The 23,569-nt window shown below is 74.0% G+C and carries 17 protein-coding genes and 3 pseudogenes; 11 read left to right on the top strand and 9 right to left on the bottom strand.

The window, feature by feature from the left end:
* Positions 1 to 32 precede the first annotated feature (32 nt).
* The 3 genes and pseudogenes from R7226_RS07275 to R7226_RS07265 all read left to right on the top strand — a co-directional run bounded on the left by R7226_RS07275 (position 33) and on the right by R7226_RS07265 (position 2,389).
* Positions 33 to 638, top strand: coding sequence for a TetR/AcrR family transcriptional regulator (locus tag R7226_RS07275; protein ID WP_318596384.1), 606 nt, complete (start codon positions 33 to 35; stop codon positions 636 to 638).
* A 70-nt stretch (positions 639 to 708) separates the two neighbouring features.
* Positions 709 to 1,479 (top strand): annotated as a pseudogene (locus R7226_RS07270) (FAD-dependent oxidoreductase); the annotation flags it as partial.
* Positions 1,457 to 2,389: an NAD(P)/FAD-dependent oxidoreductase gene (locus tag R7226_RS07265; RefSeq protein ID WP_327019412.1), complete on the top strand. Its 933-nt coding sequence runs from the start codon at positions 1,457 to 1,459 to the stop codon at positions 2,387 to 2,389. The pseudogene R7226_RS07270 and the gene R7226_RS07265, both read left to right, overlap by 23 nt.
* Here R7226_RS07265 and R7226_RS07260 read toward each other — a convergent pair.
* Both R7226_RS07260 and R7226_RS07255 read right to left on the bottom strand, forming a co-directional pair.
* Complete coding sequence (locus R7226_RS07260; protein WP_318596382.1) at positions 2,374 to 3,021, bottom strand: response regulator transcription factor; 648 nt, start codon at positions 3,019 to 3,021, stop codon at positions 2,374 to 2,376. The genes R7226_RS07265 and R7226_RS07260 overlap by 16 nt on opposite strands.
* Entirely contained in the window at positions 3,009 to 4,700 is a 1,692-nt protein-coding gene (locus tag R7226_RS07255; RefSeq protein WP_318596381.1) for an ATP-binding protein, read from the bottom strand. The genes R7226_RS07260 and R7226_RS07255 overlap by 13 nt, the downstream gene beginning before the upstream one ends.
* Before the next feature lie 428 nt (positions 4,701 to 5,128).
* On the opposite strand from R7226_RS07255, the gene R7226_RS07250 reads away from it, so the two are divergent.
* The 3 genes from R7226_RS07250 (at position 5,129) to R7226_RS07240 (ending at position 9,141) form a co-directional block, all read left to right on the top strand.
* Positions 5,129 to 6,271 (top strand): hypothetical protein, encoded by a 1,143-nt coding sequence (locus R7226_RS07250; protein ID WP_318596380.1) that lies wholly within the window; start codon positions 5,129 to 5,131, stop codon positions 6,269 to 6,271.
* Between the two features lie 5 nt (positions 6,272 to 6,276).
* Complete coding sequence (locus tag R7226_RS07245; protein ID WP_318596379.1) at positions 6,277 to 8,346, top strand: FG-GAP-like repeat-containing protein; 2,070 nt, start codon at positions 6,277 to 6,279, stop codon at positions 8,344 to 8,346.
* 90 nt (positions 8,347 to 8,436) lie between these two features.
* Complete coding sequence (locus R7226_RS07240) at positions 8,437 to 9,141, top strand: FadR/GntR family transcriptional regulator (RefSeq protein WP_318596378.1); 705 nt, start codon at positions 8,437 to 8,439, stop codon at positions 9,139 to 9,141.
* On the opposite strand, the gene R7226_RS07235 is transcribed toward R7226_RS07240, so the two are convergent.
* The 3 genes and pseudogenes from R7226_RS07235 to R7226_RS07230 all read right to left on the bottom strand — a co-directional run.
* A complete protein-coding gene (locus tag R7226_RS07235; protein WP_318596377.1) occupies positions 9,138 to 9,887 on the bottom strand; it encodes an SRPBCC family protein in 750 nt (249 codons plus the stop codon). The genes R7226_RS07240 and R7226_RS07235 overlap by 4 nt on opposite strands.
* 69 nt (positions 9,888 to 9,956) lie before the next feature.
* Positions 9,957 to 10,043: pseudogene (locus tag R7226_RS31700) on the bottom strand (hypothetical protein); the annotation flags it as partial.
* Positions 10,025 to 10,306 (bottom strand): annotated as a pseudogene (locus tag R7226_RS07230) (Rieske 2Fe-2S domain-containing protein); the annotation flags it as partial. The pseudogenes R7226_RS07230 and R7226_RS31700, both read right to left, overlap by 19 nt.
* Positions 10,307 to 10,601: 295 nt before the next feature.
* On the opposite strand from R7226_RS07230, the gene R7226_RS07225 reads away from it, so the two are divergent.
* Positions 10,602 to 12,800 (top strand): HYR domain-containing protein, encoded by a 2,199-nt coding sequence (locus tag R7226_RS07225; protein ID WP_318596375.1) that lies wholly within the window; start codon positions 10,602 to 10,604, stop codon positions 12,798 to 12,800.
* A 62-nt stretch (positions 12,801 to 12,862) separates the two neighbouring features.
* Here R7226_RS07225 and R7226_RS07220 read toward each other — a convergent pair whose 3' ends face one another.
* Together R7226_RS07220 and R7226_RS07215 are read right to left on the bottom strand one after the other, a co-directional pair.
* On the bottom strand, positions 12,863 to 14,710 hold the full coding sequence (locus R7226_RS07220) for an alkaline phosphatase (protein WP_318596374.1): 1,848 nt from the start codon (positions 14,708 to 14,710) through the stop codon (positions 12,863 to 12,865).
* A gap of 109 nt (positions 14,711 to 14,819) precedes the next feature.
* Positions 14,820 to 16,046: an MFS transporter gene (locus tag R7226_RS07215; RefSeq protein WP_318596373.1), complete on the bottom strand. Its 1,227-nt coding sequence runs from the start codon at positions 16,044 to 16,046 to the stop codon at positions 14,820 to 14,822.
* A gap of 81 nt (positions 16,047 to 16,127) precedes the next feature.
* On the opposite strand from R7226_RS07215, the gene R7226_RS07210 reads away from it, so the two are divergent.
* The 3 genes from R7226_RS07210 to R7226_RS07200 all read left to right on the top strand — a co-directional run bounded on the left by R7226_RS07210 (position 16,128) and on the right by R7226_RS07200 (position 21,182).
* Positions 16,128 to 16,664: a TetR/AcrR family transcriptional regulator gene (locus tag R7226_RS07210; protein WP_318596372.1), complete on the top strand. Its 537-nt coding sequence runs from the start codon at positions 16,128 to 16,130 to the stop codon at positions 16,662 to 16,664.
* 135 nt (positions 16,665 to 16,799) lie between these two features.
* The gene (locus R7226_RS07205; protein ID WP_318596371.1) at positions 16,800 to 17,933 is read left to right on the top strand and encodes a hypothetical protein; all 1,134 of its coding nucleotides are present in this window, start codon (positions 16,800 to 16,802) and stop codon (positions 17,931 to 17,933) included.
* A 162-nt stretch (positions 17,934 to 18,095) separates the two neighbouring features.
* On the top strand, positions 18,096 to 21,182 hold the full coding sequence (locus R7226_RS07200; RefSeq protein WP_318596370.1) for a hypothetical protein: 3,087 nt from the start codon (positions 18,096 to 18,098) through the stop codon (positions 21,180 to 21,182).
* Positions 21,183 to 21,189: 7 nt separating this feature from the next.
* Here R7226_RS07200 and R7226_RS07195 read toward each other — a convergent pair whose 3' ends face one another.
* On the bottom strand, positions 21,190 to 21,675 hold the full coding sequence (locus tag R7226_RS07195; RefSeq protein ID WP_318596369.1) for an SRPBCC family protein: 486 nt from the start codon (positions 21,673 to 21,675) through the stop codon (positions 21,190 to 21,192).
* Positions 21,676 to 21,770: 95 nt separating this feature from the next.
* On the opposite strand from R7226_RS07195, the gene R7226_RS07190 reads away from it, so the two are divergent.
* Positions 21,771 to 22,265, top strand: coding sequence for a MarR family winged helix-turn-helix transcriptional regulator (locus R7226_RS07190; RefSeq protein WP_318596368.1), 495 nt, complete (start codon positions 21,771 to 21,773; stop codon positions 22,263 to 22,265).
* Between the two features lie 35 nt (positions 22,266 to 22,300).
* Here R7226_RS07190 and R7226_RS07185 read toward each other — a convergent pair whose 3' ends face one another.
* A complete protein-coding gene (locus R7226_RS07185; RefSeq protein ID WP_318596367.1) occupies positions 22,301 to 23,464 on the bottom strand; it encodes a dihydrolipoamide acetyltransferase family protein in 1,164 nt (387 codons plus the stop codon).
* Between the last annotated feature and the right edge of the window lie 105 nt (positions 23,465 to 23,569).

Below are 23,569 nucleotides of genomic sequence, written 5' to 3'. Positions count from 1 at the left end.
CAAACGATCGTTCGTAATCTATAGTGCGGAGGATGAGCCCGCGCCGATCAGCCGCCGCCGCCCGCGAGACGCGTGAGGAGATCGTCGCCCGCGCCGTCGCGGTTGCCTCCACCGATGGGCTCGAAGGGCTGACGATCGGCCGGCTCGCGGGCGACCTGTCGATGAGCAAGGCCGGCGTGATCGGCCACTTCGGCACGAAGGAGCGGCTCCAGCTCGCGGCACTGGAGGAGGCGATCGCGATCTTCACGCGCGACGTGTGGGAGCCGGTCGCCGCGCGCGACGCCGGCCTCGAGCGGCTGCTGGCGATCTGTGACGCGTGGGTCGCTCACCTGCGCAGCGGCATCTTCCCCGGCGGCTGCTTCCTGACCGCCGCCTCGATGGAGTTCGACGGCCGCAGCGGGCCGGTGCGCGAGCGCGTGATCGATGCGCTCAACCTGTGGCGGGCCGTCATCGAGCGTGACGTGCGAACCGCGGTGGAGGCCGGCCAGCTGCCCGCCGAGACCGACCCGGCGCAGGTCTGGTTCGAGTGCAACGCGCTCGCGATCGGGCTCAACCAGGCGCTGCAGCTGTTCGGCGACGACGACGCGCCGGCGCGTGCCAGCCGCGCGATGCGGCGCGCGATCGGGGTTCCCGCGTAGCGTCGGGGCGAAGCCGCGGATACTCACCAAAATCCGGCGAAAGGGGCGTTAGGGTCAGGGCAGATTCGCGATGCCGCTCCCCGTCCTCCTCGTCATCGACGGCGACCCGGACGCCCTCGAGGCGGTCCGGGCTCAGCTCGCCGGGCGCTACGGCGTCGACTACCGGATCGAGAGCGAGAGCGATCCGGAGCAGGCGCTCGACGCGCTGGCGGAGCTGGCGGATACGGGGGACGACGTCGCCTTGGTCCTGGCGGCGAAGTCGCTCCCGGACGCGATCAGCGGAGGGCTGCTCGAACGCGCGCGGCAGCTCCATCCGCACGCGAAGCGCGGCTTGATGGTCGAGCGGGGAGCGATGGCCGACCGGGCGACTGCCGAGACGATCGTCGACGCGATCGCTCTGGGCCGGGTCGACTACTACGTCCAACTGCCGGCGGACTGGCCGGACGAGGTCTTCCACCACGCCATCTCGACGTTCCTGCTCGAATGGGCGACGGAGCGGCGCAGGGTGCCGCACACGGTCCGCATCGTCGGCGAGGAGTGGGCGGGGCGGGCGTACGAGCTGCGCGAGACCTTCGAGCACTGCGCGGTTCCACACGACTTCTGCCTCGCCGACTCCGACGAGGGGAGGAGGCTGCTGGAGCAGGCCGGGCCCGACGTGAAGCTCGCCGTCATGCTGCTGCCGGGCGGGCGCGCGCTGAGTGACCCGTCGAACGCCGAGATCGCGGAGGCCGCCGGCGCTCCGAGCGACTTCGACGAGCGCGACTTCGACGTCGTGATCGTGGGGGCGGGACCTGCGGGCCTGTCGGCGGCGGTCTACGGTGCCTCCGAAGGGCTGCGCACGCTCGTCCTCGACGAGCGCGGCATCGGCGGCCAGGCCAGGTCCAGCTCTGATCCGCAACTACCTGGGCTTCCCGGGAGGGGTGAGCGGGCACCGGCTGGCCGAGCAGGCCCACGAGCAGGCCTCCGCCTTCGGCGCGAGCTTCGTCTTCATGCACCGGGTGACTGCGCTCAGTCGCGCCGGGGATCAGCTCACGCTCTCGCTCACGGAGGACAAGCAGGTCAGCGCCGCGGTGGTGATCCTCGCCACCGGCGCCAGCTACCTCCGCCTGGGCGTTCCCGCGCTCGAAGCGCTGACCGGCGCCGGCGTCTTCTACGGCGGCCCCGCCTCAGAGGCCCACGCGCTCAGCGGAGCGGACGTCTTCGTCGCGGGCGGCGGGAACTCGGCGGGGCAGGCCGCGCTGTACCTCGCGCGCTACGCGCGTCGCGTGACCCTCGTCGTGCGCGGGGCGTCGCTCGACGCCGGGATGTCGCACTACCTCACGCAGGAGATCGCGGCGACGCCGAGCATCGACGTGCGCAGCGGCACGACCGTCGTCGGCGGCAGCGGCGACGGCCACCTGCGGCAGCTCGTGCTCCGCAACGGCGACGGCGAGGAGGAGACGGTCGCCGCCGACGCGCTCTTCGTGCTGATCGGAGCGCGCCCGCACACCGACTGGCTGCCCGCCGACATCGCGCGTGACCGCCACGGGTTCCTCTACACCGGCGAGGAGCTGCCGGACCACGGCGCCTGGCCGCTCGCGCGCCCGCCCTCCGCGCTGGAGACGAGCATGCCCGGGGTGCTCGCGGCAGGAGACGTGCGGCATGGATCGGTGAAGCGCGTGGCGTCGGCCGTCGGCGAAGGGTCGATCGCGGTGCAGCTCGTCCACAACCTGCTCGGCACCGCTCAAGCCGCCGCTCAGCGGGCCAGGTAGCGCACGACGGCGAGCACACGGCGGTGCTCGGCGGCGCCGGGGACCAGGTCGAGCTGGTCGTAGATGCGCGAGACGTGCTTGACGACCGCCTTCTCGGTGATCACGAGCCGCTCGGCGATCGCGGCGTTGGAGGCGCCCTCGGCCATGAGCGCCAGCACGTCGCGCTGGCGCGCGGTGAGGTCGTGGAAGGGGTCGTCGTCGGGGCGGGCGCGGCCGAGCAGGACGCCGACCAGCTCCGGGTCGAGCACCGTCCCGCCGTCGCAGACGCGGCGCACATCGGCGAGGAACGCGTCGCTGTCGGCGATCCGCTGCTTGAGCAGGTAGCCGACACCGGCGGCGCGCTGACCGAGCAGCTCAGTCGCGTAGCGCCGCTGGGCATGCTGGGAGAGCACGAGGACGGCGATCTCCGGCAGGGCGGCACGGATCTCGATCGCCGCGCGCAGGCCCTCGTCGCTCTGCGTCGGCGGCATGCGGATGTCGGTCACGACCAGCTCCGGGCGCTCCCGCCGGGCCGCCGCCACGAGCGCCTCGCCGTCGCCGGCCGTCGCCGCGACCTCGAAGCCGGCCCGCTCCAGCAGCAGCGACATCCCCTCGCGCAGCAGCGCCTCGTCCTCGCCGATCACGACGCGCATGGGAACTCCGCGACGATCCGCGTGCCGCCGCCGGGCGGGCTGTCGACGACGAGGCGGCCGCCGACGACGTCGACGCGATCGGCCAGCCCGCGCAGGCCGGAGCCGCCGCCGTCCGCGGTCGTCCCGGTGACCGCGGCCGCGCCGCCGGCGCCGTCGTCGCGCACTTCGACCCGCAGGCCGTCGGCGGTCGCCGCGACGCGCACCTCCAGCGACCGCGCCCGCGCGTGCTTGACCGCGTTCGCGAGCGCCTCGGCGATCACGAACCAGGCGGCGCTCTCGATCGCGACCGGGAAGCGCTCGTCTCCGGCCAGCACGCGCGTCGGCAGCGGAATGCGGTCGGCGAGGTCGTCGGCGGCGGCACCGAGGCCGCGCTCGACCAGCGCCGCCGGCAGCACGCCCTGCACCAGCTCGCGCAGCGCGGCGAGCGCCCCGTCCAGCTCCGCGCGCAGGACCTCCGCGTCGCTGCGCAGCGCGGCGTCGTCGCCGGCGCCGTGCGCGAGCGCGTCGGCGCGCATCGCCAGCAGCACCAGCCGGCCCTGCACGCCGTCGTGGAGGTCGCGCGCGATCCGCCGCCGCTCGTCGTCGGCCGCCGCCGCGATGCGGGCGCGCGAGCGGCGCAGCCCCTCGCGGCTGGCGATCAGCTCCGCCGTCAGCCGCTCGCGGTCGAGCGCCAGCGCGATCACGGCGGCCGCCTCGCGCACCGGCGCGGCGTCGGCGATCAGCGCGGCGTCGTAGACGATCGCCCCGACGCGGCGGCCGTCGGCGTCGACCGCGACGACGCCGCGGCCGCTGCGCGGGTCGGGCAGCACGGCCGGGCTGCCGTCCGGTCCGAGCCAGCGGTCGCGCTCGCCGGCCCACACGACCAGCTCGACCGACGGGTCCCCGAGCGCGTCCGCGAGCGCGTCGCGCAGCGTCGCGCGCCCGCCGCCGTCGGCGCCGATCCACGCGCTCAGCTCGCGCACGCCGGCGGTCGGCGCGAAGCCGCCGCGCAGGATCGCGCCGGCGAAGGCGGCCGGCGCGAGGCTCAGCAGCAGCACCTGCGCGGTGAACAGCGTCAGCTGGTCGCCGCCGAGCAGCGCTCGATCGAGATGACTGAGCAGCGGCACGAGCACGACCGCGACGATCCCGTAGAGCGCGAGCGGCAGCAGCACGCGCCGCTGCGCCGGGGTGGAGGCGCGCAGCCGCAGCGCGAGCAGCACGGCGGTCGCGAGCATCAGGCCGGCGCCGACGGCGTCCTGCACGGTCAGGCCGAGCTGCACGAGGTCGGGCCGCTCGGCGACGGTCAGCGGCTGGCCGGCGCCGTCGGGGCGGAAGAGATAGCTCGGCGCGTGCAGCAGCAGCGCGGTCGCGTAGAGGCCGGCGACGATCGCGCCGCTCGCGCGGCCGCGCAGGCGCCCGGACGGGAAGGCGTGCAGCAGGTGGGCGACGAGCGCGAGCGGCAGCAGCGCGACGACCAGCCCGACCGCCGCGAGCGCCGGGATCGGCGCGTTCGCGAGTCCGGCCACGATCCAGGCGAGCGCGCCGGCGATCATGATCGCGCCCATGCGGTTGCCGGGCCGTCGCAGCGCCGCGACGGCGCCGGCCGCGAACCAGCTCCAGGCGGCGACGGGGAAGAGGACCAGCTGCCACGGCGCCGCCGGCTGCGACAGCAGCAGCGCGGCCTCGACCGCTCCGAGCACGACGAAGGCCGCGCTCAGCAGCAGCAGCGCGGGGAGCTGGGGGCGGGGCGCGCGGCGGCGCGGGGCGCGCGAAGCGCGGGGCGCGGACGTGTCGCGGGAGGCGGGCGCCGCCGTCGTGTCTGCCGCGGCCGTCGCGCCTGACGCGGCCGGCGCGCTCGGCGCCGCGGGCTCGCCCGCCGCGGGGTGGGGACCTAGGTCCCCAGCGCGCGGGGATGCCGGTCCATTGCCCGGACGGTGCTTCGTTCGTACGCTGGAAGACCAGTTCATCGCGACGGCGAGCCGGTCGGTTCCTCACCGCGCCCGCGCGCGACGAGCCTACCCGCTGCTTGTCCGGAGTCGGCCTTCGTCACCGATTCCGAGAGCTTTCGGCGCCTGTGCGGACAGGCGTCGTAGCGGATCGTGCCACGACCAAGGAGGGGACGGCTGCGATGAGATCGATCAGACGTGCGCTCACGACTGCCGCGCTCGCGCTCGCCGGCGCGCTCGCGCTCGCGCCGCCGGCCGGCGCGCAGGCCGAGGTCACGCCGCGCGTCTGGGCGCTGTCGGTCGCGGCGGAGGCTGAGGCCCTGGTCGGGGAGCCGCTCGAGGCGCTCGCGACGGTGAGAGACCCCGACGCGTGCGCGGGGCTGAAGCGGGCGTGGGGGTGCTTGCACGGCGGCGCGAGCGCGGTCGCTGGCCGCGGCGCGGGCGACGGCGCCGCGCGCGAGCCGGGTGCGTCCGCCTGCCTCGCCGCGGGTGGGGTGCAGACCCGCTGCCAGGGCTGGGGCGACACCGGCGTCGAGTTCAAGCTCTACGGCCCCGACGATCCGACCTGCGCGCTCAGACCGCTCCTCCACAGATACGTCGCGCTGACGGCCGCAGGCGCCGGGAGCTACGCCTCCGGCCCGTTCGTGCCGGAGCAGGCCGGCACCTATCGCTGGACGGTCGCGATCGCCGACTCCGACAACACGGCGCCGCCGGTCGGCTGTGCCGACGCGGCGGTGGTGACGGTCGCTCAGGTTCCCTCGATGCCGCCTGAGCAGCCGCCCGCCGAGCCCGGGCCGCCGCCGGCCGTCGTGCCGGCGCCGGACCTCCCTCGGGGCGATCCGGGGGCGCCGCCCACAGCGGCGGCGCCCCCGGCCGCGCCGGTCGCCCCGGCCGCGCGAACGGCGATCGAGCGGCTCGCGCTCAGCGCGCGCTGCGCGCGCCCCGCGACGGGCGGTCGCGTCGCCGGCGCGGTCGAGCTGACGGCGGCCCACGCCGGTCCCGTGCAGGTGCGCGTCGAACGGGCGCTCGGCACGCGCGGGCGGGAGCGCTGCCCGGCGGCCGGCGGCAGAGGCCGCTTCGACGGCCGCTTTCGCACCGTCACGACGCTGCGGCGCGACCTCGGCGGTGGAGCGGCCGCCCGCGCCGCGTCCAGCGCGCCGCGCGCCGCCGCGACGAACGCGCGCGCCGCAGCGGGTGCGCGCCGGCTCACGCTCAACCTGCGGCTCGAGCCGGCGCTCTATCGCATCACCGTCCGCGCGGTCGGCGACGGCGGCAGGCTGTCCGCACCGAAACGGCGCTTCCTGCGCGTGCTGGTGGCGCGATGAGAAAGATGCTCACCACACCTCCGCGGCGCTCTGCGGCTGGCCCGCGCGCTGTCGCCGCGCTGGCGCTCGTCGCGCTGGCGCTCACCACCGCCGCGCCGGCACAGGCCGCGGTCCCCTTCACGACGACCTCCGTCGCGCTGCCCGGCTCCGGCTACGGCGCCGAGAGCGGGCTCGGCGTCGGTGACTTCGACGAGGACGGCAGGACCGACGTCGCCGTCGCGCTGCAGTCGGGCCATCTCTCGATCCTGCTGCGCGATCCGGGCAGCGGCAGCTACGCGCAGGCGCCCGGCAGCCCGCGCACGATCGGCGCCAGCGACGCCGGTCCGCTCAAGGTCGCCGACGTCGACCGCGACGGCCACCTCGACGTCGTCGCCTTCCAGGCGCGCAACGGCGGCTCGTCGGTCGCGGTCCTGCTCGGCGACGGCGACGGCGGCTTCGCGCCGACGACGACGGTGCCGATGCCCGGCGCCTGGGGCAGCATGGCGCTCGCCGAGGTCACCGGCGACGGCAAGCTCGACCTCGTCACGGTGCTGGAGACGGGGCTCGGTCCGCGGCTGATCGTGCTGCCCGGCGCCGGCGACGGAACGTTCGCGGCGCCGCTCAGCGCCGGCACGCCGGTCGACGGCGCCGTGCCCGCCGCACTCGCGGTCGCCGACTTCGACAGGGACGGCAAGCTCGACGCGGCGGTCGGGCACCTCTTCATCAGACCCGGGGTCGTCACGGTCCTGCGCGGCGACGGCGCGGGCGGCTTCACGAGAGTCGCGAGCAGTCCGTACGACATCGGCTCGGCGACGTTCGCGCTCACGGCCGGCGACGTCGACGGCGACGGCCGTCTCGACCTCGCCGCGCCGATCATCCCGAGCGGCGGTGACGCCAGACGCTCGACGGTCGGCCTGCTGCTCGGCAACGGCGACGGCAGCTTCCGCGTCACGCCGCAGGAGTCGTTCGTGAGCCCGGCCGCGACCAACGAGATGGCCGTGTTCGCGCTGCCGCTCGGCGACCTCGACGGCGACGGCCGCCTCGACGCCGCCCTTCCGGTCGGGGAGAACCACGGCGTCTGGCCGCTGTACGGCGACGGCGCCGGCCGGTTCCTGACGACCGCGGCCGCGCCGCTCGCAGCCGCTTCGAACCTCAACGCAGCGGCGATCGCCGACCTCGATGGCGACCAGCGGCTCGACCTGCTCGCGACGGGCATCGGCACGCCGCGGCTGTACGTGATGACGAACCAGAGCGAGCCCGCGATCGAGGCACCCGCCGCGCTCGACCTCGGCTCGCGTGAGGTCGGCGGCGCGTCCGCCAACGCGACCGTGCGGATCTCCAACCCCGGCGATCACGGCCTGCGGCTGAGCGGGCTGACGGTCGCCGGCACCGACGCCGGTGACTTCGCCGCCAGCGGCTGCCTCGACCGTCCGATCCCGGCCGGGCAGAGCTGCGACGTGACGGTGACGTTCGCTCCGCAGGCGGCCGGCGCGCGCGGCGCCGCGCTCCAGATCGCCTCCGACGCGCCCGGCGCCGCCGTCACGGCGGTCGCGCTGGCCGGGACCGCGACGAGCCCGGCTGGTGGCGGTGGCGACGGCAGAGGTGGCGGCACGGGCGGGGATGGTGGCGGCACTGGAGGCACCGGCGGTGGCGGTGGTGGCGGCGCGGGCGATGGCGGTGGCGGTGGCGGTGGCGGCGCAGGCGGTGGCACGGGCGGTGGCGGCGCAGGCGGGGGAGGCGGCGGCAGAGGCACGCCCCGTGCCGCGGCGCTGACGCTGTCGCTCAAGCCGGCGCGGCTCGCGCTCGCACCCGGCCGCAGAGCGCGGCTGACCGTGACGGTCCGCAACAGCGGCGGCCGCGCGGCCACGGGCGTGACGCTCTGCCCGCGTGCCAGCGCCCGCCAGCTCACGGCCGGTCGCTGCCTGCGGCTCGGCAGACTCGCGCCGGGCCGCAGCACGCGCCGCACGCTGACGATCGCGCTGGCGCGCGGCGCCCGTGCCGGTCGCGGCTACAGCGTCACGCTCGTCGCGAGAGCGATCGGCGCGCGCACGGTCCGCGCGCGCGTCGCCGTCAGAGCCGCCCGTCGCTCCGGCTGACGCGCGGCGTGCGCGGCGCCGCCAACACCCCGAGTAGAGTGTGCGCTGTATTCAGCAGACAGTGAGCATTCACAGCCCGGGACGGTTGCGATGAGCAGATCGCTGGCGGCTTCGGTCGCGCGGCAGCTGGAGGACGAGATCGTCGCGCGCGACTGGCCGGTCGGGGAGGTGCTGGGCTCCGAGCGCGAGCTGATCGAGCGGATGGGCGTCTCGCGCGCGGTGCTGCGCGAGGCGGTGCGGATCGTCGAGCATCACGGGATCGCGCGGATGCGGCGCGGGCCGGGCGGCGGCCTGGTGGTGAGCGCGCCGGAGTTCGACGCCGTCGCGCAGTCGATCGCGCTCTATCTGCGCCACGCCGGCGCGACGCGGCGCCAGCTGTTCGAGCTGCGCGTGACGCTCGAGCTGGCGGCGATCGCGGCCGCCGCCGCGCGGGTCGACGAGACGGCCGTCGCGCGCCTGCGCGCCTGCGTCGCGAGCGAGCGGCGGCGCGGCTACGGCGAGACGCTCGCGACCGCGCCGCACGACCTCCACCTGCTGATCGCCGAGCTGTCCGGCAATCCCGCGATGCGGCTGTTCGCGCGCGTGCTCGCCGACCTCACCGCCGACCGCGGCGACGCCGCCGTCCCGCCGCGCGAGGCGGTCGCGCACGGCGCCGCCCACCGCGGGATCGTCGAGGCGCTCGTCGCCGGCGACGGCGCGCTCGCGCAGCTGCGGATGCGGCGTCACCTGGAAGCGGTCGCGCCGGTCTTCGCCGACGCGCACGGCCCGTGGTCCCCGCAGCGTCCGGCGCTTTAGGTCATCTCCGCCCGATACCGCTCCAGCAGCCACTGGTTGACGCCGACGAGCACCCGCTCGCGGCTGGCGATCGGCCCGCGCGGGGCGAAGCGCGAGCCGAGCCCGCGCTGCACGCGCTCGAAGGCGTAGTCGTCCTGCGCGACGAATGCGCGCGCCGCGAGCGACTCCTCGCGGTGGCGCTCGGCGAAGTCGGGCCGTGCCAGCGTCTGCCGCGGGTAGAGACGGTGGCGCTTGACGCGCATCAAGGTCGGCCCGGTCGGCACGTAGCCGAGCGCGATCACGCTGTCGGGCATCAGCACGAGCAGCACGCCCGGGGCGATCGTGATCGTGTGGGTGATCCAGCGCTGCTGCTCGCTCAGCGTCGGGATCGCGGGGAAGATCGCTCTGCCGAGGTGGTTGAGCGTGACGTCGATGTCGCGGTTGCGCAGCGTGAAGTGGAAGACGCCGTGCTCGGGCTCCATCACGCCGAAGTCGATCGAGTTGCAGTCGGTCTGCGTCATCAGCGGCGTGTCGCCGTGCAGCTTGTCGCAGTGGTAGCACTCGTTCTGACCTTCCGCGTAGACCTTCCAGTTCCACGCGTAGTCGTGCTCGAAGCGGTAGTCGGGGTCGGCGAGGAACTCGCCGCGCAGCTCCTCCAACCGGTACGGCGCGACGATCGGCTCCAGCGGCGCCAGGCGCGGCGCCAGCGGCGGCGCGTCGGCGTCGAGGTTGACGAACACGAACCCGTGCCACAGCTCGGTCCGCACCTGCGGCAGCGCGATCCCCTGACGCGTCAGCTCGGCGGCCTGCGGCGCGCCGAGCAGCCTGCCCGAGCGACCGTACGCCCAGCTGTGGTAGGGGCAGACGAAGGCGTGCTCGCAGCGCCCCGACCCTCGGCGACGAGCATCCCGCGGTGCCGGCAGACGGCCGACATCGCGGTCACCTCGCCGTCGTCGCCGCGCACGACCAGCAGCGGCTCGCCGGCGACCTCGATCGAGAAGTAGTCGCCCGGCGAGGGGATCTCCTCCAGCCGCCCGGCCAGCACCCACTCGCGCCGCCAGATGGCCTCCTGCTCGAAGGCGTGGAACGCGGGCGAGCTGTACGCCTCCGGCGGGAAGAAGAGCGGCTGGAGCGGGTCGGCGAGCGACAGCTCCAGCTCGTGCAGCGGAATCGGACTGGCGGCCATGGGCGGGCTCCTGCGGGTCGACTGCCGGGCCGCGCATCCAAGCCGCTCGCCGCGCCGCCCGCAATCGAACGTCGATCTCAGGGCACTCAATCAAGCGCCGCCGTCGCGGATGCCGCGCGGACGGCCGAGAAGCGCGTCAGCAATTCGCGCGGCCGGGCGCAGCCGCCCGCGCGGCCACCGGCTCATCGGCCCGCCAGAGCCGCCGCCGCGCCAGTGGGCGCTCCGAACGTCCCGCTTCGCTATCTTGGCGCGCGGCCGCTCGCACTGGGCGTGTGGCACGACAAGGGGCGGCTGCATGAAGAGTTGGATCGCGACGGTGAGCGTGACGCTGGCGAACCTGATCGCGTTTGCCGTGGTCGGAACCGCCGCGGCCGTTGCGGCCGCAGCGACGCCGGGCTTTCCCGCCGACGGCTCGGTGCCGTCCGGCGTCGTGTCGGCGGCCTCCGCCGATGGGTCGACAGTCGTCGTCGGCGATCCCGAGACCGGCAGACTGCTGGTCTACGTCCGTCCCGCTGGCGGTTGGGGCGGGACGCCGGCGGCGCCGGCGGTGGTGCAGGCGACCAACGCGAGAAGCGGCGAGCTGATCGGTGTCCGCGTTGCGATCACCGACAATGGCGACCGGATCGCGGCGACCACGTCGTACTACATGGGCGCGGCGATGGTCTTCGAACGTCCGGCCGGCGGTTGGGCGACCGGCAGCTACACCGGCTGGCGGGTGGCCGACATCGGCTATGGGGACTTCGCGCTGTCGGGCGACGGGTCGACGCTCGCGGTCGGCAGCGCGGGACGCGATCGGATCCTCGTCTACAACCGGGACCGCGACTTCAACTACTTCCGCTCGGGGACCTACATAGACGGGATGCCGACGGCGGAGGTCGCGCTCTCGCGCAACGGCGGTCTGCTGGTGACAAGTCACACGCCCGATGATCCGACCCACAGCGAGCTCGGCGACAGCGACGTGATGATGGTGCCGCGGCCCGCGATCGGGTGGAGCTACCAGAGCCAGCCGTACCGCTACCAGCTGATGCAGCTCGGCGATCCCCTTCCGGGCTTCGGCAGCGACGTCGCGATCTCGGGCGACGGCAGAACGGTCGTCGTGGGCGCTGACGGCGGCGTCGCCAGGAGCGCGCTGGCGATCTACCGCTTCGACGACTGGACGTCGACCCGCCCCTCGCCGACTGCCATCCTGACGGCCGGCTCGCCGGTCGAGCGCCTCGGTGAACAGGTCGCCGCCTCACCGGACGGCGGCACGATCGCGGCGACGGGCGCAAGCGTCGCGGGCGGCGGCCCCGTCGCCGCGATCTTCCTGCGACCCGACCCGTGGTGGATGACGATCGGCGAGGCGGCGGCGGTCGTCCCCGCAGCGGACGACGTCGGGGACGGATGGCGGATCCACGTCGCCGGTGGAGGGCGTGACCTGTTCGCGGGAGGCACGACCGCGCTCGTGCATCACCGCGGCGACGTGCTCGGCCCGCGGACGACCGTGACGACCGTGCCGGGAGCGCCGGGCGGACGCGATGGCTGGCATGTCGATCCGGTCTCCTTCTCGGTCGTGGCCGACGACGGGTCGACGGGCGCGGGCGTCGCCGAGATGCGCTGCGCGCTCGATCCCGCGACGGCGCCCACGTCGTTCGCGGACTTGCCGGCCGGGCCGTGCCCGGGCAATGCGCTCGCCACCGCGACCGGCGCGCACCGGGTCTACGCCGCCGCCGCGGACTCCTTCGGCAATGTCGGCGAGGTCGAGGCGATCGACTTCCTGCTCGACGCGGTGCCGCCGAGAGTGTCGCTGCCGGCCGCGATCACGGTCGACGCGCCCACCCACAGCGGCACGAACGTGCAGTACAGCTTCGGCTCCTCCGACGACTACGCGACGGTGGTTCCCGTCATCTGCGCGCCGGCGCCCGGAGCGTTCTTCCCGGTCGGCACCTCGACCGTTCGCTGCAACGCGATCGACCAGGCCGGCAACGTGACCGAGGGGACGTTCGATGTGACCGTCCGGGCCGGGTCCGCGAGAGAGGATCCGCCGGGCGAGGACCCGCCGAGAACGGATCCGCCCGGGCAGGATCCGCCGAGATCCGTTCCGCCCGGCGACGTCCCGTCGAGATCCGTTCCGCCTGGCGGCACCTCGCAGAGAACCGCCCCGCCCGGCGACGACGCGCAGAGAGGCGGCCGGCCCGGTGACGAGGACGGTTCCCCGTCGGCGGGCCTGCTGCGCCTGTCCGCGCTCGCGGTGCGCAACCGGACGCTGACGGTGCACGTGTCGGCAGCCGCGAGACTGCGGGTCGAGCTGGCGCGCTGCGGTGCCGCGAGACGCGGCCGCGTCGTCTGCAGAACCGTCGTGAGAGCGTCGGCGGAGGCGCGCCGCGCGGGCACCGTGCGGCTCGGTCTGCCGGCACGGCTGGCGGCGGGCCGCTACCGCGTGACGGTCCGGGCGAGCGCCAAGGGCGCGAGCGCGAAGCCGCTCGTCAAGAGCGTCGGGGTCGGGCGCCCTTAGGCGCTCGACCTGCGCACGGTCCACGCCGCGAGCGTCGTGTGCGACGCTCGCGGCCCGTTCGCTCAGCGCTCGATCAGGACGCTCGCCGACGCCTGCGCGCGCTGCTGGTCGGCGCTCAGCGTCACGCGCACGCGCACTCTGCGCACGTCGTCACCCGGCCGGGCGGCGAGGCGCGTCGTCGTCGCGCGGTCAGCCCGCACGGTGACGGTCTTGCGCGTGAGCGTGCGGTTGCCGGCGGTCAGCTCGACGCGGGCCTGGCCGTCGCGGGTCGCCACCAGCGTCAGCGGCAGGCCGGCGCGCAGCTCGGCCGCCCGCGCGCGCGGCGGCGCGGCGACGCCCGTGACGAGCTTCGGCGCGAGCGCCTGGCCGGGCCGCTCGACGATTCTCTCCGGCCCGGGAACGGTGGTCGTCGCGCCGGGGACGGTGGTCGTCGGCCCGGTCACGGTGACGGTCGGGCCGGGAACGGTCGTCGTCTGGGTGACGGTCACGGTGTCGGGCTGCTCGAGCTTCGACGGCGTCCGCTGGAAGGAGACCAGCGGGAAGAGGTCGGTCAGGTCGTGCGCGCCGGAGACGTTGGCCGCCTGGGGGCCGACCGCCATCACCGGGATCGCCGAGCCGGTGTGCTGCTGGGTCTTCGCCTTCTCGGGCAGGACGACGCCGCCGGCCGTGCCGTAGGTGAGCATCATCGGCGTGCCGTCGCGGGTCTCGATGATCTGGCTGTAGCCGGGCGGGCCGGAGGTGGTGTCGTTGGTCGGGCTGACGATCAGGCCGGCGTGAGCGTGGTCGGCCGCGACGACGACGAGCGTGTCGGGGTGCGCCTGCTGATATCTGAGCGCGACGCCGATCGCCTCGTCGAACGCGATCAGCTCGCCGATCTGGCCGCAGCCGGCCGCGGTGTGCGCCTGCTTGTCGATCGAGGCGCCCTCGACCTGGAGGAAGAAGCCGTTGGGGCTCTCCAGCAGGTCGATCGCCTTCTGCGTCATCTCCGACAGCTGCGGCATGTGCGGTTCGAGCGTTCTGCCGTGCGTCTCGTCGCATCTGATCGTCTGGATCTCGCCGAGCCGCTTGGCGCGATCGTCGTTGTACTGCTGCTCGAAGATGCCGTCGTCGAAGACGCCGAGGACGGGGCCGCCGGCCAGCGACGTGATCGCGGCCAGCTCGTCCTTGTTCGCGACGCGCCGGAAGCCTCTCTCGGCGGCGTAGTCGAAGACGGTTCTGGTCGAGTTGTCGAGCGTCTGTCTGAAGTCCTTGCCGCCGCCGCCGAGCAGGACGTCCATGCGCAGGTCGATCTGCTGCTCGGCGATCGAGCCGAGCCCGCCGGCCGCCTTCGTCTCGGTCGGGCAGAGCGTGCGGGTCGACTCGGGGCCCTTGCAGTCGCGCTCGCTGATGTGCGCCGACATCGCGGCGGGCGTCGCGTCGGTGACCTCCGAGGTGGTGACGTTGCCGGTGCGCTTGCCGAGTCTCTTGGCGATCTCGAGCGCCGTGTCGTAGCCGACGTTGGTGCCGGCGACGGCGGGGTCGTCGGTCGGCGCCTGCGAGATGCGGCTCGCGAGCGTCTTCTTGCCCGTCGCCCACTGGCTGCCGCCACCGGCGGAGTCGGTCACGAAGTTCGGCCGCGTGGCGGCGGCGTCGTTGACCGCGTAGGTCGTCGCGACGCCGCGGAAGGGGATCGTGTCCATGTGCAGCCGCGCGGTCGTCGCACCGATGTAGTTGCGCGCCGCGGTGATCTCCGACTCGCCCATGCCGTCGCCGATCAGCAGGATCACGTTCTTGGGCGTGCTCGGGTCGATCGCCGAGGCGACCGCGGCCGAGCGGTCCTCTCTGCCGTCGAACGTGAGCGCGGTCGCGGTTGCGCCGCCGGCGAGCGCGACGGCGGCGGCGAGCGCCAGGGCACGGGTGGGTCGATTCATCAAAATCCAGTGGTGAGGTGTCTGTAGAAGCCGGACGACGTTATGCGTCGACGTGTGGCCAGCCGTCACTGAGTCGTGTCGTGGGCGTGACTTTTGTGTGACGAGTGAATTAGGACGCCGAACGGCCGGGCTGAGGCCGCGTCAGCCACCACAGCAGCAGGGCGGCGGTGGTCAGCGCGGCGCCCTGGAGGCAGACGCCGGTCCAGCCCGCGGCGGCATAGACGGTGGTGGCGGCGAGCGCGCCGGCGGCGCTGCCGAGCGAGTAGAAGACCATGTACGCGGCGGTGACGCGGCTGCGTGCGGCGCCGGCCGCGGCGAGCAGCAGCGTCTGGTTGGAGACGTGGATCGCCTGCACGGCGAGGTCGAGCAGCACGACGCCGAGCGCCAGCGCCAGCAGCGAGCGGTCCAGCAGGGCGATCAGCGGCCACGACAGCAGCAGCAGCGCGAGCGCCGCGCCGGTCGTCGCCTCGCCGTGCCCGCGGTCGGCGAGCCGGCCGGCGCGCGCTGCCGCCAGCGCCCCGGCGGCGCCGGCCAGTCCGAACAGCCCGATGGCGGCGTGCGAGAGGTCGTGCGGCGGGGCGCTGAGCGGCAGTACGAGCGCGCTCCAGAGCGTGCTGAAGGCGGCGAAGGTCAGCAGCGCGAGGGCGCCCCGGACGCGCAGCAGCGGCATCCGCGCGACGAGCGTCACGGTCGAGGCGACGAGTGGGAGGTAGGCGCGGCCCGCCGGGCGCGCTCGACCGTCCGGCTGCTCGCGCGCCCGCTCCTCCGGCTGCTCGCGCGGCAGCCGGCGCGCCAGGACGGTCGCGAGCACCAGCGTCGCCGCCGCCGACGCGAGGTAGACGGCGCGCCAGCCGGCCAGTTCCGCGACCGCGCCCGCGACCGCGCGCGACAGCAGGATCCCGCTGATGATGCCGCTCGTGACGAGGCCGACGGCGCGGCCGCGGTCACGCTCGCCGGCAAGCGCCGCGGCGTACGCGACGAGCACCTGCGCGACGACCGACGACGCTCCGACGAGCGCCATCGCTCCCAGCAGCAGCGGCGCGGATCTCGCGGTCGCGACGAGCAGCAGCGCACTGGCGCCGGCGAGCAGCTGGAGCGGGACCAGCCGGCGCCGGCGCAGCAGGTCGCCGAGCGGCACGATCAGCAGGAGCCCGAGCGTCAGCCCGACCTGCGTCGCCGTGACGACGGCGCCGGCTGCGCCCGGGGAGAGCGAGAAGGCGGCGGCGATCGCGTCGAGCAGCGGCTGGGCGGCGTAGGCGTTGCCGACGGCCAGCCCCGCAGCGACGGCGAAGAGGAGCGCGAGCGAGCGGGGAAGGGGTGATGCGCTCAGTGGCACGGCGCTTGAGAACGATCGTTCTTTCATGGCTCGTTAGACTAGAGAACGATGGTTCTCTCTGACTCTGAAGCACGCGAGCTGGTGCTCGACGCGGCATCGCGGCTGTTCTACGAGCGCGGCGTCCAGGCCGTGGGAATGGACGCGCTGCGCGAAGCGGCAGGCGTCTCGCTGAAGCGGATCTATGGGCTGTACCCGTCGAAGGAGGCGCTCGTCGAGGCGGCGCTGATCGCGCGCGAGCAAGGGGTCCTTGCCGAGTTGTCGTCCCGCTCGGGCGCCGCCGCCGCGCCGGCGCAGCAGATCCTCGCGCTGTTCGATCTGCTGGGGGAGTGGTTCGTCGCGCCCGGCTACCGCGGCTGTGCCTATCTCAACGCCTTCGGCGAACTGGGCGAGTCCGCACCGCGCGTCGCCGGCGTCGTGCGACGGCACAAGCGCGCGTGGCGGGACCTGCTCGCGGAGCGGGTCGCCGAAGCCGGTGGGTCGCCGCGCCTCGCCGACCAGCTCGCGCTGTTGATCAACGGCGCGATGACGAGCGCCGCGCTCGGCGATCCGCGCGCGGTGGCCGCCGATGCGCGCGCTGTGGCGGAGGTGCTCCTGCAGCAGGGGATTTCCGGTCCGTAGCGCTCTGCGGGCCGATGCGCATATTTCCCATAAAGGCGATCGGTTTGATATAGATTCGAGAGGATCGGTGCGGACGCTGGGGCTCTGCGCCGATTCGCGCATCCGCGTTCCTCTATCCGTGCCAGGAGAAATCGATTGAGACCGACCAGGTCCATCCGCGCCGTCGGCGCCCTCGCCGTCCTCGCGCTCGCGCTGCCGACGAGCGCATCCGCCGTTCCGAGCGTCACGTCCGCCGTCGTCAAGACCGGGAACCCCGGGGTCACGTTTCTGACGGATCCCGCGGGCGCCGCGCTCACCAACACGCAGACGCGCTACGGGCTCTCGCTCGACGGCTACGCGCTCGGGTTCGCCGAGAACAACGGCGCCATCGGCGATGGCGTGCTCGACTACTCGGCGCTGCCGAGCGAGTACCGCGCGCCGATGACGGCGGAGCAGAAGCTCGCCTACCCGGCGGCGCAGACGGACCTGCAGGCCCACGCGACCTGCGCGGGCGTGCCGGCGCTGAGCGACAGCGCGACGATCCTCGCGTGGCAGACGAACGCGGCGAACGATCCGTCCTACGCCTACGTGCCGTGGCAGAAGGCCGCGGCGGGGCTCGGCGACGACCCGGCGAGATGGATCGCGGTCGTGAGAAGAGCGGTCAGAGTCGACCTCGCGACGGTGACGGACTTCAGAGCGGCCTGCGAGGGGATCGCAGGCAGATACTACGCAGCGGACACGTCGTCCCCGGTCGCGAACGCGCTGGTCGCCGGCGCGGTCGCGCCGTTGGAGGCGCAGATCGCGACGCTGAAGACGTCGGAGGCGACGCTGAAGAGATCGGAGGCGTCGCTGAGAAGAGAGAAGGAGACCTCCGACAGAGCGCTCGCCGCCGCCAGAGCCGCGCTGGCCGTCGCCAGAGAGACGCAGAGAGCCGCGGATGTCGCCTACCAGGCGTTCTTCACACGCCCGATCCAGCTGACGCTCGCCGCCCGGCGCTTCGCGCCGCCCAACGGCGTCGCGCTGATCACAGGGGCGCCAACCGACCCGGTCGCGATCACGGTCGAGGTGACGAGAAGACAGCGCAGAGCGCTCGGCCTGTCATCGCAGGTGCTGGTCGAGGCGAACGGGGAGATCGGCCCCGAGGGCGCGCTGCTGGTGCGGCTCACACCTGACAGAGCGACCGCCAGACAGCTCAAGAGAGCGCTCGCGAGAGGCAGAGGCATCGCGGTCAGAGTCCTCGCCGAATCAGGCGCCCACAGCGCCTCGGCGAGAGCGACGCTGACGCGCTGAGCGCAGGCCGCAGACGACGGAGCCCCCGCACCCGGCGGGGGCTCCACCGTTCGGCGCTGATCGTGACCGCGCGCCCCCACCGTGGACCTGAGTCCATGTCATCGCACCCTGCCCTCGTCTACTGTCAGGAGCCAGGCAACGGGTGGCACGGAGGCAGGCGCGATGAGGTTCGACAGCTGGAACTTGGCAGCAGCCGCGGGCGCGCTCGCGACCCTCTTCGTCGCCACGGCCCCCGCGACGGTCGCCGCGGCGCCGAGAAGCGCGTCGCCCGTCATCTCGCCGAAGCCGGGGCAGGTCGTCACCGCCCACAGAGTGAAGCTCGTCGTGCGCGCCGGACACGAGCACGGCGACCTGCGCGTCACGCTCAACGGCCGCCAGATCGGCAGGGACTTCCCGCTCGCCAGACGCGGCCGGCGGACGCTGTGGATCGCCAACAGTCACGGGCTGCGCCATGGCAGAAACGTGCTGAGGGTGCGCGCCCGCAGGGGCTACGAGACGCGCACCGCGACCGTCCGCTTCACGGTCACGCGCAGCGCGCCGCTGGTCGGCGCCGGCCGCGACCGCTCCGTCACCGCCGGCACGCCCGCGCACCTCGGCGGCCACCTCCACCAGCCGCCCGGCAGCAGACGCAAGCGGGCGCTCGACGTGCGCTGGACGGTCGTCGGCAAGCCGCGCGGCAGCCGCGTCAGAGCGGTCGCCGCGGCCGCGACGCTGAGACCGCTGCTGAAGCCCGACAGAGTCGGCACCTACACGCTGCGGATGACGGCCGGCAGCGGCGCGAGCGCGATCTCCGACACGGTCGAGTACAGCGCGATCCCGGCCGACCCGCTCGTCCCGGTCGACACGCAGCTGCCACCGTCGAGTTCCTCGACCGGCGCCGCCCAGCCCGGCCTCAGCGTCGGCGGCAGCGAGTACCGGATGGCGTACCTCGGGTTCGTGAACGGCCAGGGCGCCTACTTCAGCGACAGCTTCGCCGCGATGTGGCAGGTCGCCGCGTTCGATCGCAAGACGCTGACGCCGCTCTACAACCGCACCTACGGGTACTGCCTCGCGGGCAACGCGTGGAGATACTGCCGCTCGCCCGACGCCCCCGGCAGCACGTACGAGCCGATGTTCGTCGACCCGAACGACGAGATCATGCGCCAGGCGCCGGGCAACGGCGAGCCGGGCGCGCTCGTGATCGCCCGCACGCTCGGGCGCCCCGGTGCTGACACGACCCCCGCCAGCTACGACGCGCTGCTCGGCCGAACGGGCTTCTTCGGCCGCCCCAGCGGCGGCGGCGACCGGCCGCCGATCGTCGGCCCGACCTCGTACATCGGCGTGCCGGGCATGACGTCGGGCGAGGCCGACATCGCCGGCCGCTTCGACGGCAGCATGAGCGGCTTCCTGATCCACGACCAGCACTTCCAGTTCCACTTCATCCCGGGCGCGCGGCCGACCTTCGACACGCGCGTCACCAGCTGCACTGACAGCACGTGCACGATCGGGCACAGATTCGGCGACAGAGCGGCGAGCGAGACGGTCCCGCGCGACCGCGGCGGCTACTTCGTCACCGCCTGGGACCCCGTCACGCTCGCGTTCCGCAACCAGACCTTCGCCACGATCGACGGCGGCGGCCCGGCGACGCTCGCGGCGACGAAGAGCCTCGCCGACTTCCTCGACAGCGCGAGAGCGAACGGCAGCATCATCGCGCTCTCGACGCTGCGCGGCGCCGGGATGACGCCGAGAGCGCTGCTGCCCGGCGACGACGCCGAGAAGCCGTTCGCGCGCATCGTCGACACGGTCGCCGCGATCGGCGGCACCCGCCACGGCTTCCTCACCAGCGCGACGAGCACGAGAGCGGAGTACACCGTCGTCGGCTGGCCCGGCGCCGGCGAGGCCAAGAGCCATGACGCCGCCGGCAGAGCTGAGGAGGCGCGGCTGCGCGGCGCGCTCGTGCCCGACCGCGCCTCGCAGCTGCGCCCGACGAACGTCAGCAGCGTCGGACCGCCGGCCGAGCGGATCAACCAGATGATGGTGCGGCCGACGAGCACCGCGTGGAGATACCCCGACGCGAGCAGCGGCCCGGGCGCGGCGATCCAGTGCATCGGCGCCGCGCTCGCCCAGGGGACCAACATCCGCGCGATCTACTCGGACCTGACGACCGAGGCGGCCGCGACGTCGCTGCAGAACGACGTCAGAAACCTCGACCTCGACGACCTCGAGCCGGTCGACGGGACCAGCCTCGCCTGCGCGCCGGCGGCGGCCGACTTCGCCGCCGCGCAGAAGCAGCTCGTGAGAGAGCTGGGCTGGGTCGCGCACGTGCGCGGCTACCTGACCGCGCTCTCGACGCCGGAGTCCGCGCAGGGCGGCGCGATCTGGGGCCAGGCGCTCACGCTCGGCAACGAGCTGGACGGCGAGCTGGCCGCGACCGACGCGAACTCGCCGTTCGTCGTCGACGCGCTCGGCTTCGTCGCCTCGATGATCGACCTGCTGGTGCCGGGCGCCGGCCGACTGGTCGAGGACGGCGTCGAGGAGGGCGTCCTGGAGGGCGAGAAGCTGGCCGAGAACGTCACCGGTGCGCTCTCGACCACCTCGGCGCTCTTCTGGCTCGCCAGCACCGGCGTCCAGCGCGCCGCCGACGGCGGTCCCTCGCTCGACGAGACGGTCGCGGCGACCGACCTCGCCAACCACCTCATGATGAAGGCGCAGGCGGCGACGGCGGCATTCACGCCGATCGGCGACGTGATCGTCAGCGACCCGCAGAAGCTGGAGGAGGTCGGGCGCTGGGCGAGATGCCGCGCCGGCGTGCCCGGCGGCTGCAAGGCGGGCTTCGAGGAGTACGCGGCGACGCCCGCGGAGATCGACAGACTGACCGACGCGTCGCTGCGCGCGATGGGCCGCACGATCTACGGCAAGCTCGTGACGCGCGCCTATCCCTCCTGGAACCTCGGCACGACGGTCGATCCGGACAACCCGCCGCTGTTCTTCTCCTGCGCCGCCGGCAGACCGTTCGACGGCGCTCCGAGAAGCTCGTACGCGGCTGGCTTCGACGCGATCGAGAACGGCCAGCGGCGCTGGCGCGTCTTCCTGATGCTCCACGGCGGCTGGACGCACCCGTCGCAGAAGGTCGTCGACCGCATGTTCACGCCGACCGGCGACACGTGGGACGTCGCCGGCCTCGGCATGGACCCGTTCGCGACGCTGCGCGACACGCCCGAGGTCTTCGACCACAGCGGATCGATCGACAGCTGCGGCTTCGCGGAGTAGCCGGGCGCTACTGCGCTGCGTAGTGCTTGCGCGTGTCGCGGAACAGCGAGCTGAGGATGCGGCGGTTGATCGGCGTCGCGAGGCGGGCGAGCGGCTGGGGCTCGAAGGCGATCGTCCAGGTCAGGCGCGATGAGGTCTCGGTGGCCGGCTCGAGCAGGTAGTCCTCGGCGAAGCGGCGGAACAGTGGGCCGCTGCTGCGCACGGCGTAGAACGACTTGCGCCGCCCCTCCTCCCAGCGGAAGAAGTGCTCGTCGAGCACGTTGGCTCCGCGCAGCGAGGTGACGGTGCGGGTCGTGCCGACGCCGAACGGGCGCGGCGAGGTCCAGCGGATCCCGTCGATGACCGAGCACCACGCGAGCGGGTTGTCGGCGATCAGCTCGGCCCACGCCTCCTCGGCTGATCGCGGAATCTCGAACGAGGCTCTGAGGACGACCGGCGCGCGGTCGAAGAAGCTCTCGTCGACCGGCTGGCAGGCGAACCAAGGGCGGCGCATGCGCGCGAGCATAGCCCCGTGCCGCGCAGGCCCGCGCCGTTTCTCCGACCACGTGAGTTGACAGGCCCCTGTCAACTCGCCGATACTCGGCGACGGTGGAGCACGATGCCCGGGGCCGGGCCTTTTCGGAGTTGCTCGTCGAGGTGTTCCGGCTGAATGGCCTGCTCATCGCGGCGGGGGACGAGCTGGTGCGCCCGGTGGGGCTGACGAGCGCGCGGTGGCAGGTGCTGGGGGTGGTCGATCACGGTCCCAGAGGGGTGTCCGAGATAGCGCGAACGATGGGGCTCGCGCGGCAGAGCGTGCGCGAGACGGCCGAGGCGCTCGCGAGGGATGGCCTGGTCGTGTTCCAGGCCAACCCCCGTCACCGCCGGGCGAAGCTGGTCGCGATCACCGAGGCGGGGCGCGCGGCGCTCGCGTACGCGGAAGAGCAGCAGGTGCAGTGGGCGAACCGCACGGCTGCCGCGTCGACGCTGCGGTCGCTGCAAGGCGCCGTCGCGACGCTCCGCGGGCTCAGCGGCCGTCTCGACGATCTTGGCGGCGAGGCCGACGGGGACGCGGCCGGCTCCGCGGCGCGAGCGCCAGCGCCATGATCGTCCCCGCGCGTTCCCGGCCGCTGCCCGCGCCGCTACATCAGCAGCGCGAGCGGAGCCTCGAGCAGCGCGCGGATGCGGGCGAGGAACTGCGCGGCGTCGGCTCCGTTGAGGATCCGGTGATCGCTGCAGAGCGTCAGCCGCATGCGCTTCCCCGCGACCACGGCGCCGTCGGCGACGACGGGCTCCTCGCGCAGCGCGCCGACCGCGAGGATCGCGGCCTGGCCGCCGTTCACGATCGCGGTGAAGTCGGTGGCGCCGAACATGCCGAGGTTGGAGATCGTGAAGGTGCCGCCGGACAGCTCCGGCGGCGTGATCTCGCCGGCGCGGACGCGGCCCGCGAGCGCGCGCGCGTCCAGCGCGATCTGTCCGAGCGGCTTGCGGTCGGCGTCGAACACGGTCGGGACGATCAGCGCGTCCGCGGCCGCGACGGCGATGCCGACGTTGACGCGCCCGTACAGCTCGAAGGTGCCGCCTCTGTAGGAGCCGTTCGCGCGCGGATGCTCGCGCAGCGCGATCGCGCTGGCCTTCACGACCATGTCGTTGAACGACGGAGCCGGCGCCGCCTCGGTCGACAGCGCCTTCAGCTGCGCGCGCAGCGCGACGGCGGCCGCCATGTCGACGTCGGTCGAGACGGCGAAGTCGGGGACGGTCGCCTTCGCGTCCGCCATCCGCCGCGCGACCGTCTGCTGCAACCGCGACAGCTCGACGGTCGTGACCTCGCCCTTGCCGCTGGCGTTGTCGCCGGGCGCGGCCGCGGCGGTGGCGGGCGAGGCCGCCACGGCGGGTGCGGGAGCGGGAGCGGCGTTCGGGCCATGTCGCTCGACGTCGCCCTTGACGATTCGCCCGCCCGGGCCGCTGCCGCTCACGCGCGCGAGGTCGATGCCGAGCTCTTGCGCGATCCGTCGCGCGACCGGCGACGCCTTGATGCGCCCGCCGGCCGGCGCCGGCGCGGCGGTGCTGGCAACCACCTCGCCGATGTAGGCGATCAGCTCGCCGATCGGGCGGGTCTCGCCGTCGGGCACGACGATCGTCAGCGCTCCTGCCGCCTCGGCCTCATGCGTCATGTTCGCCTTGTCGGTCTCGATCTCGACCAGCTCCTCGCCCTTCGCGACCTCGTCGCCGTCGGCCTTCAGCCATCTGATGATCGTGCCCTCCTCCATCGAGTCGGACAGGCGGGGCATGACGATCTCGGGCATGCGGCGGACCTCTTCATTGCGGTGACGGAATCGCAACATATTGACATGGTGTGCAAATGGCGATAGGTTCGCCACCGTGTTGCGGGGCTCGACGCACCCGCAGCG

It is taken from the genome of Conexibacter stalactiti (genome assembly GCF_033542075.1).
Taxonomy (GTDB): domain Bacteria; phylum Actinomycetota; class Thermoleophilia; order Solirubrobacterales; family Solirubrobacteraceae; genus Conexibacter; species Conexibacter stalactiti.
This window is presented reverse-complemented; position numbering and strand designations above follow the sequence as displayed.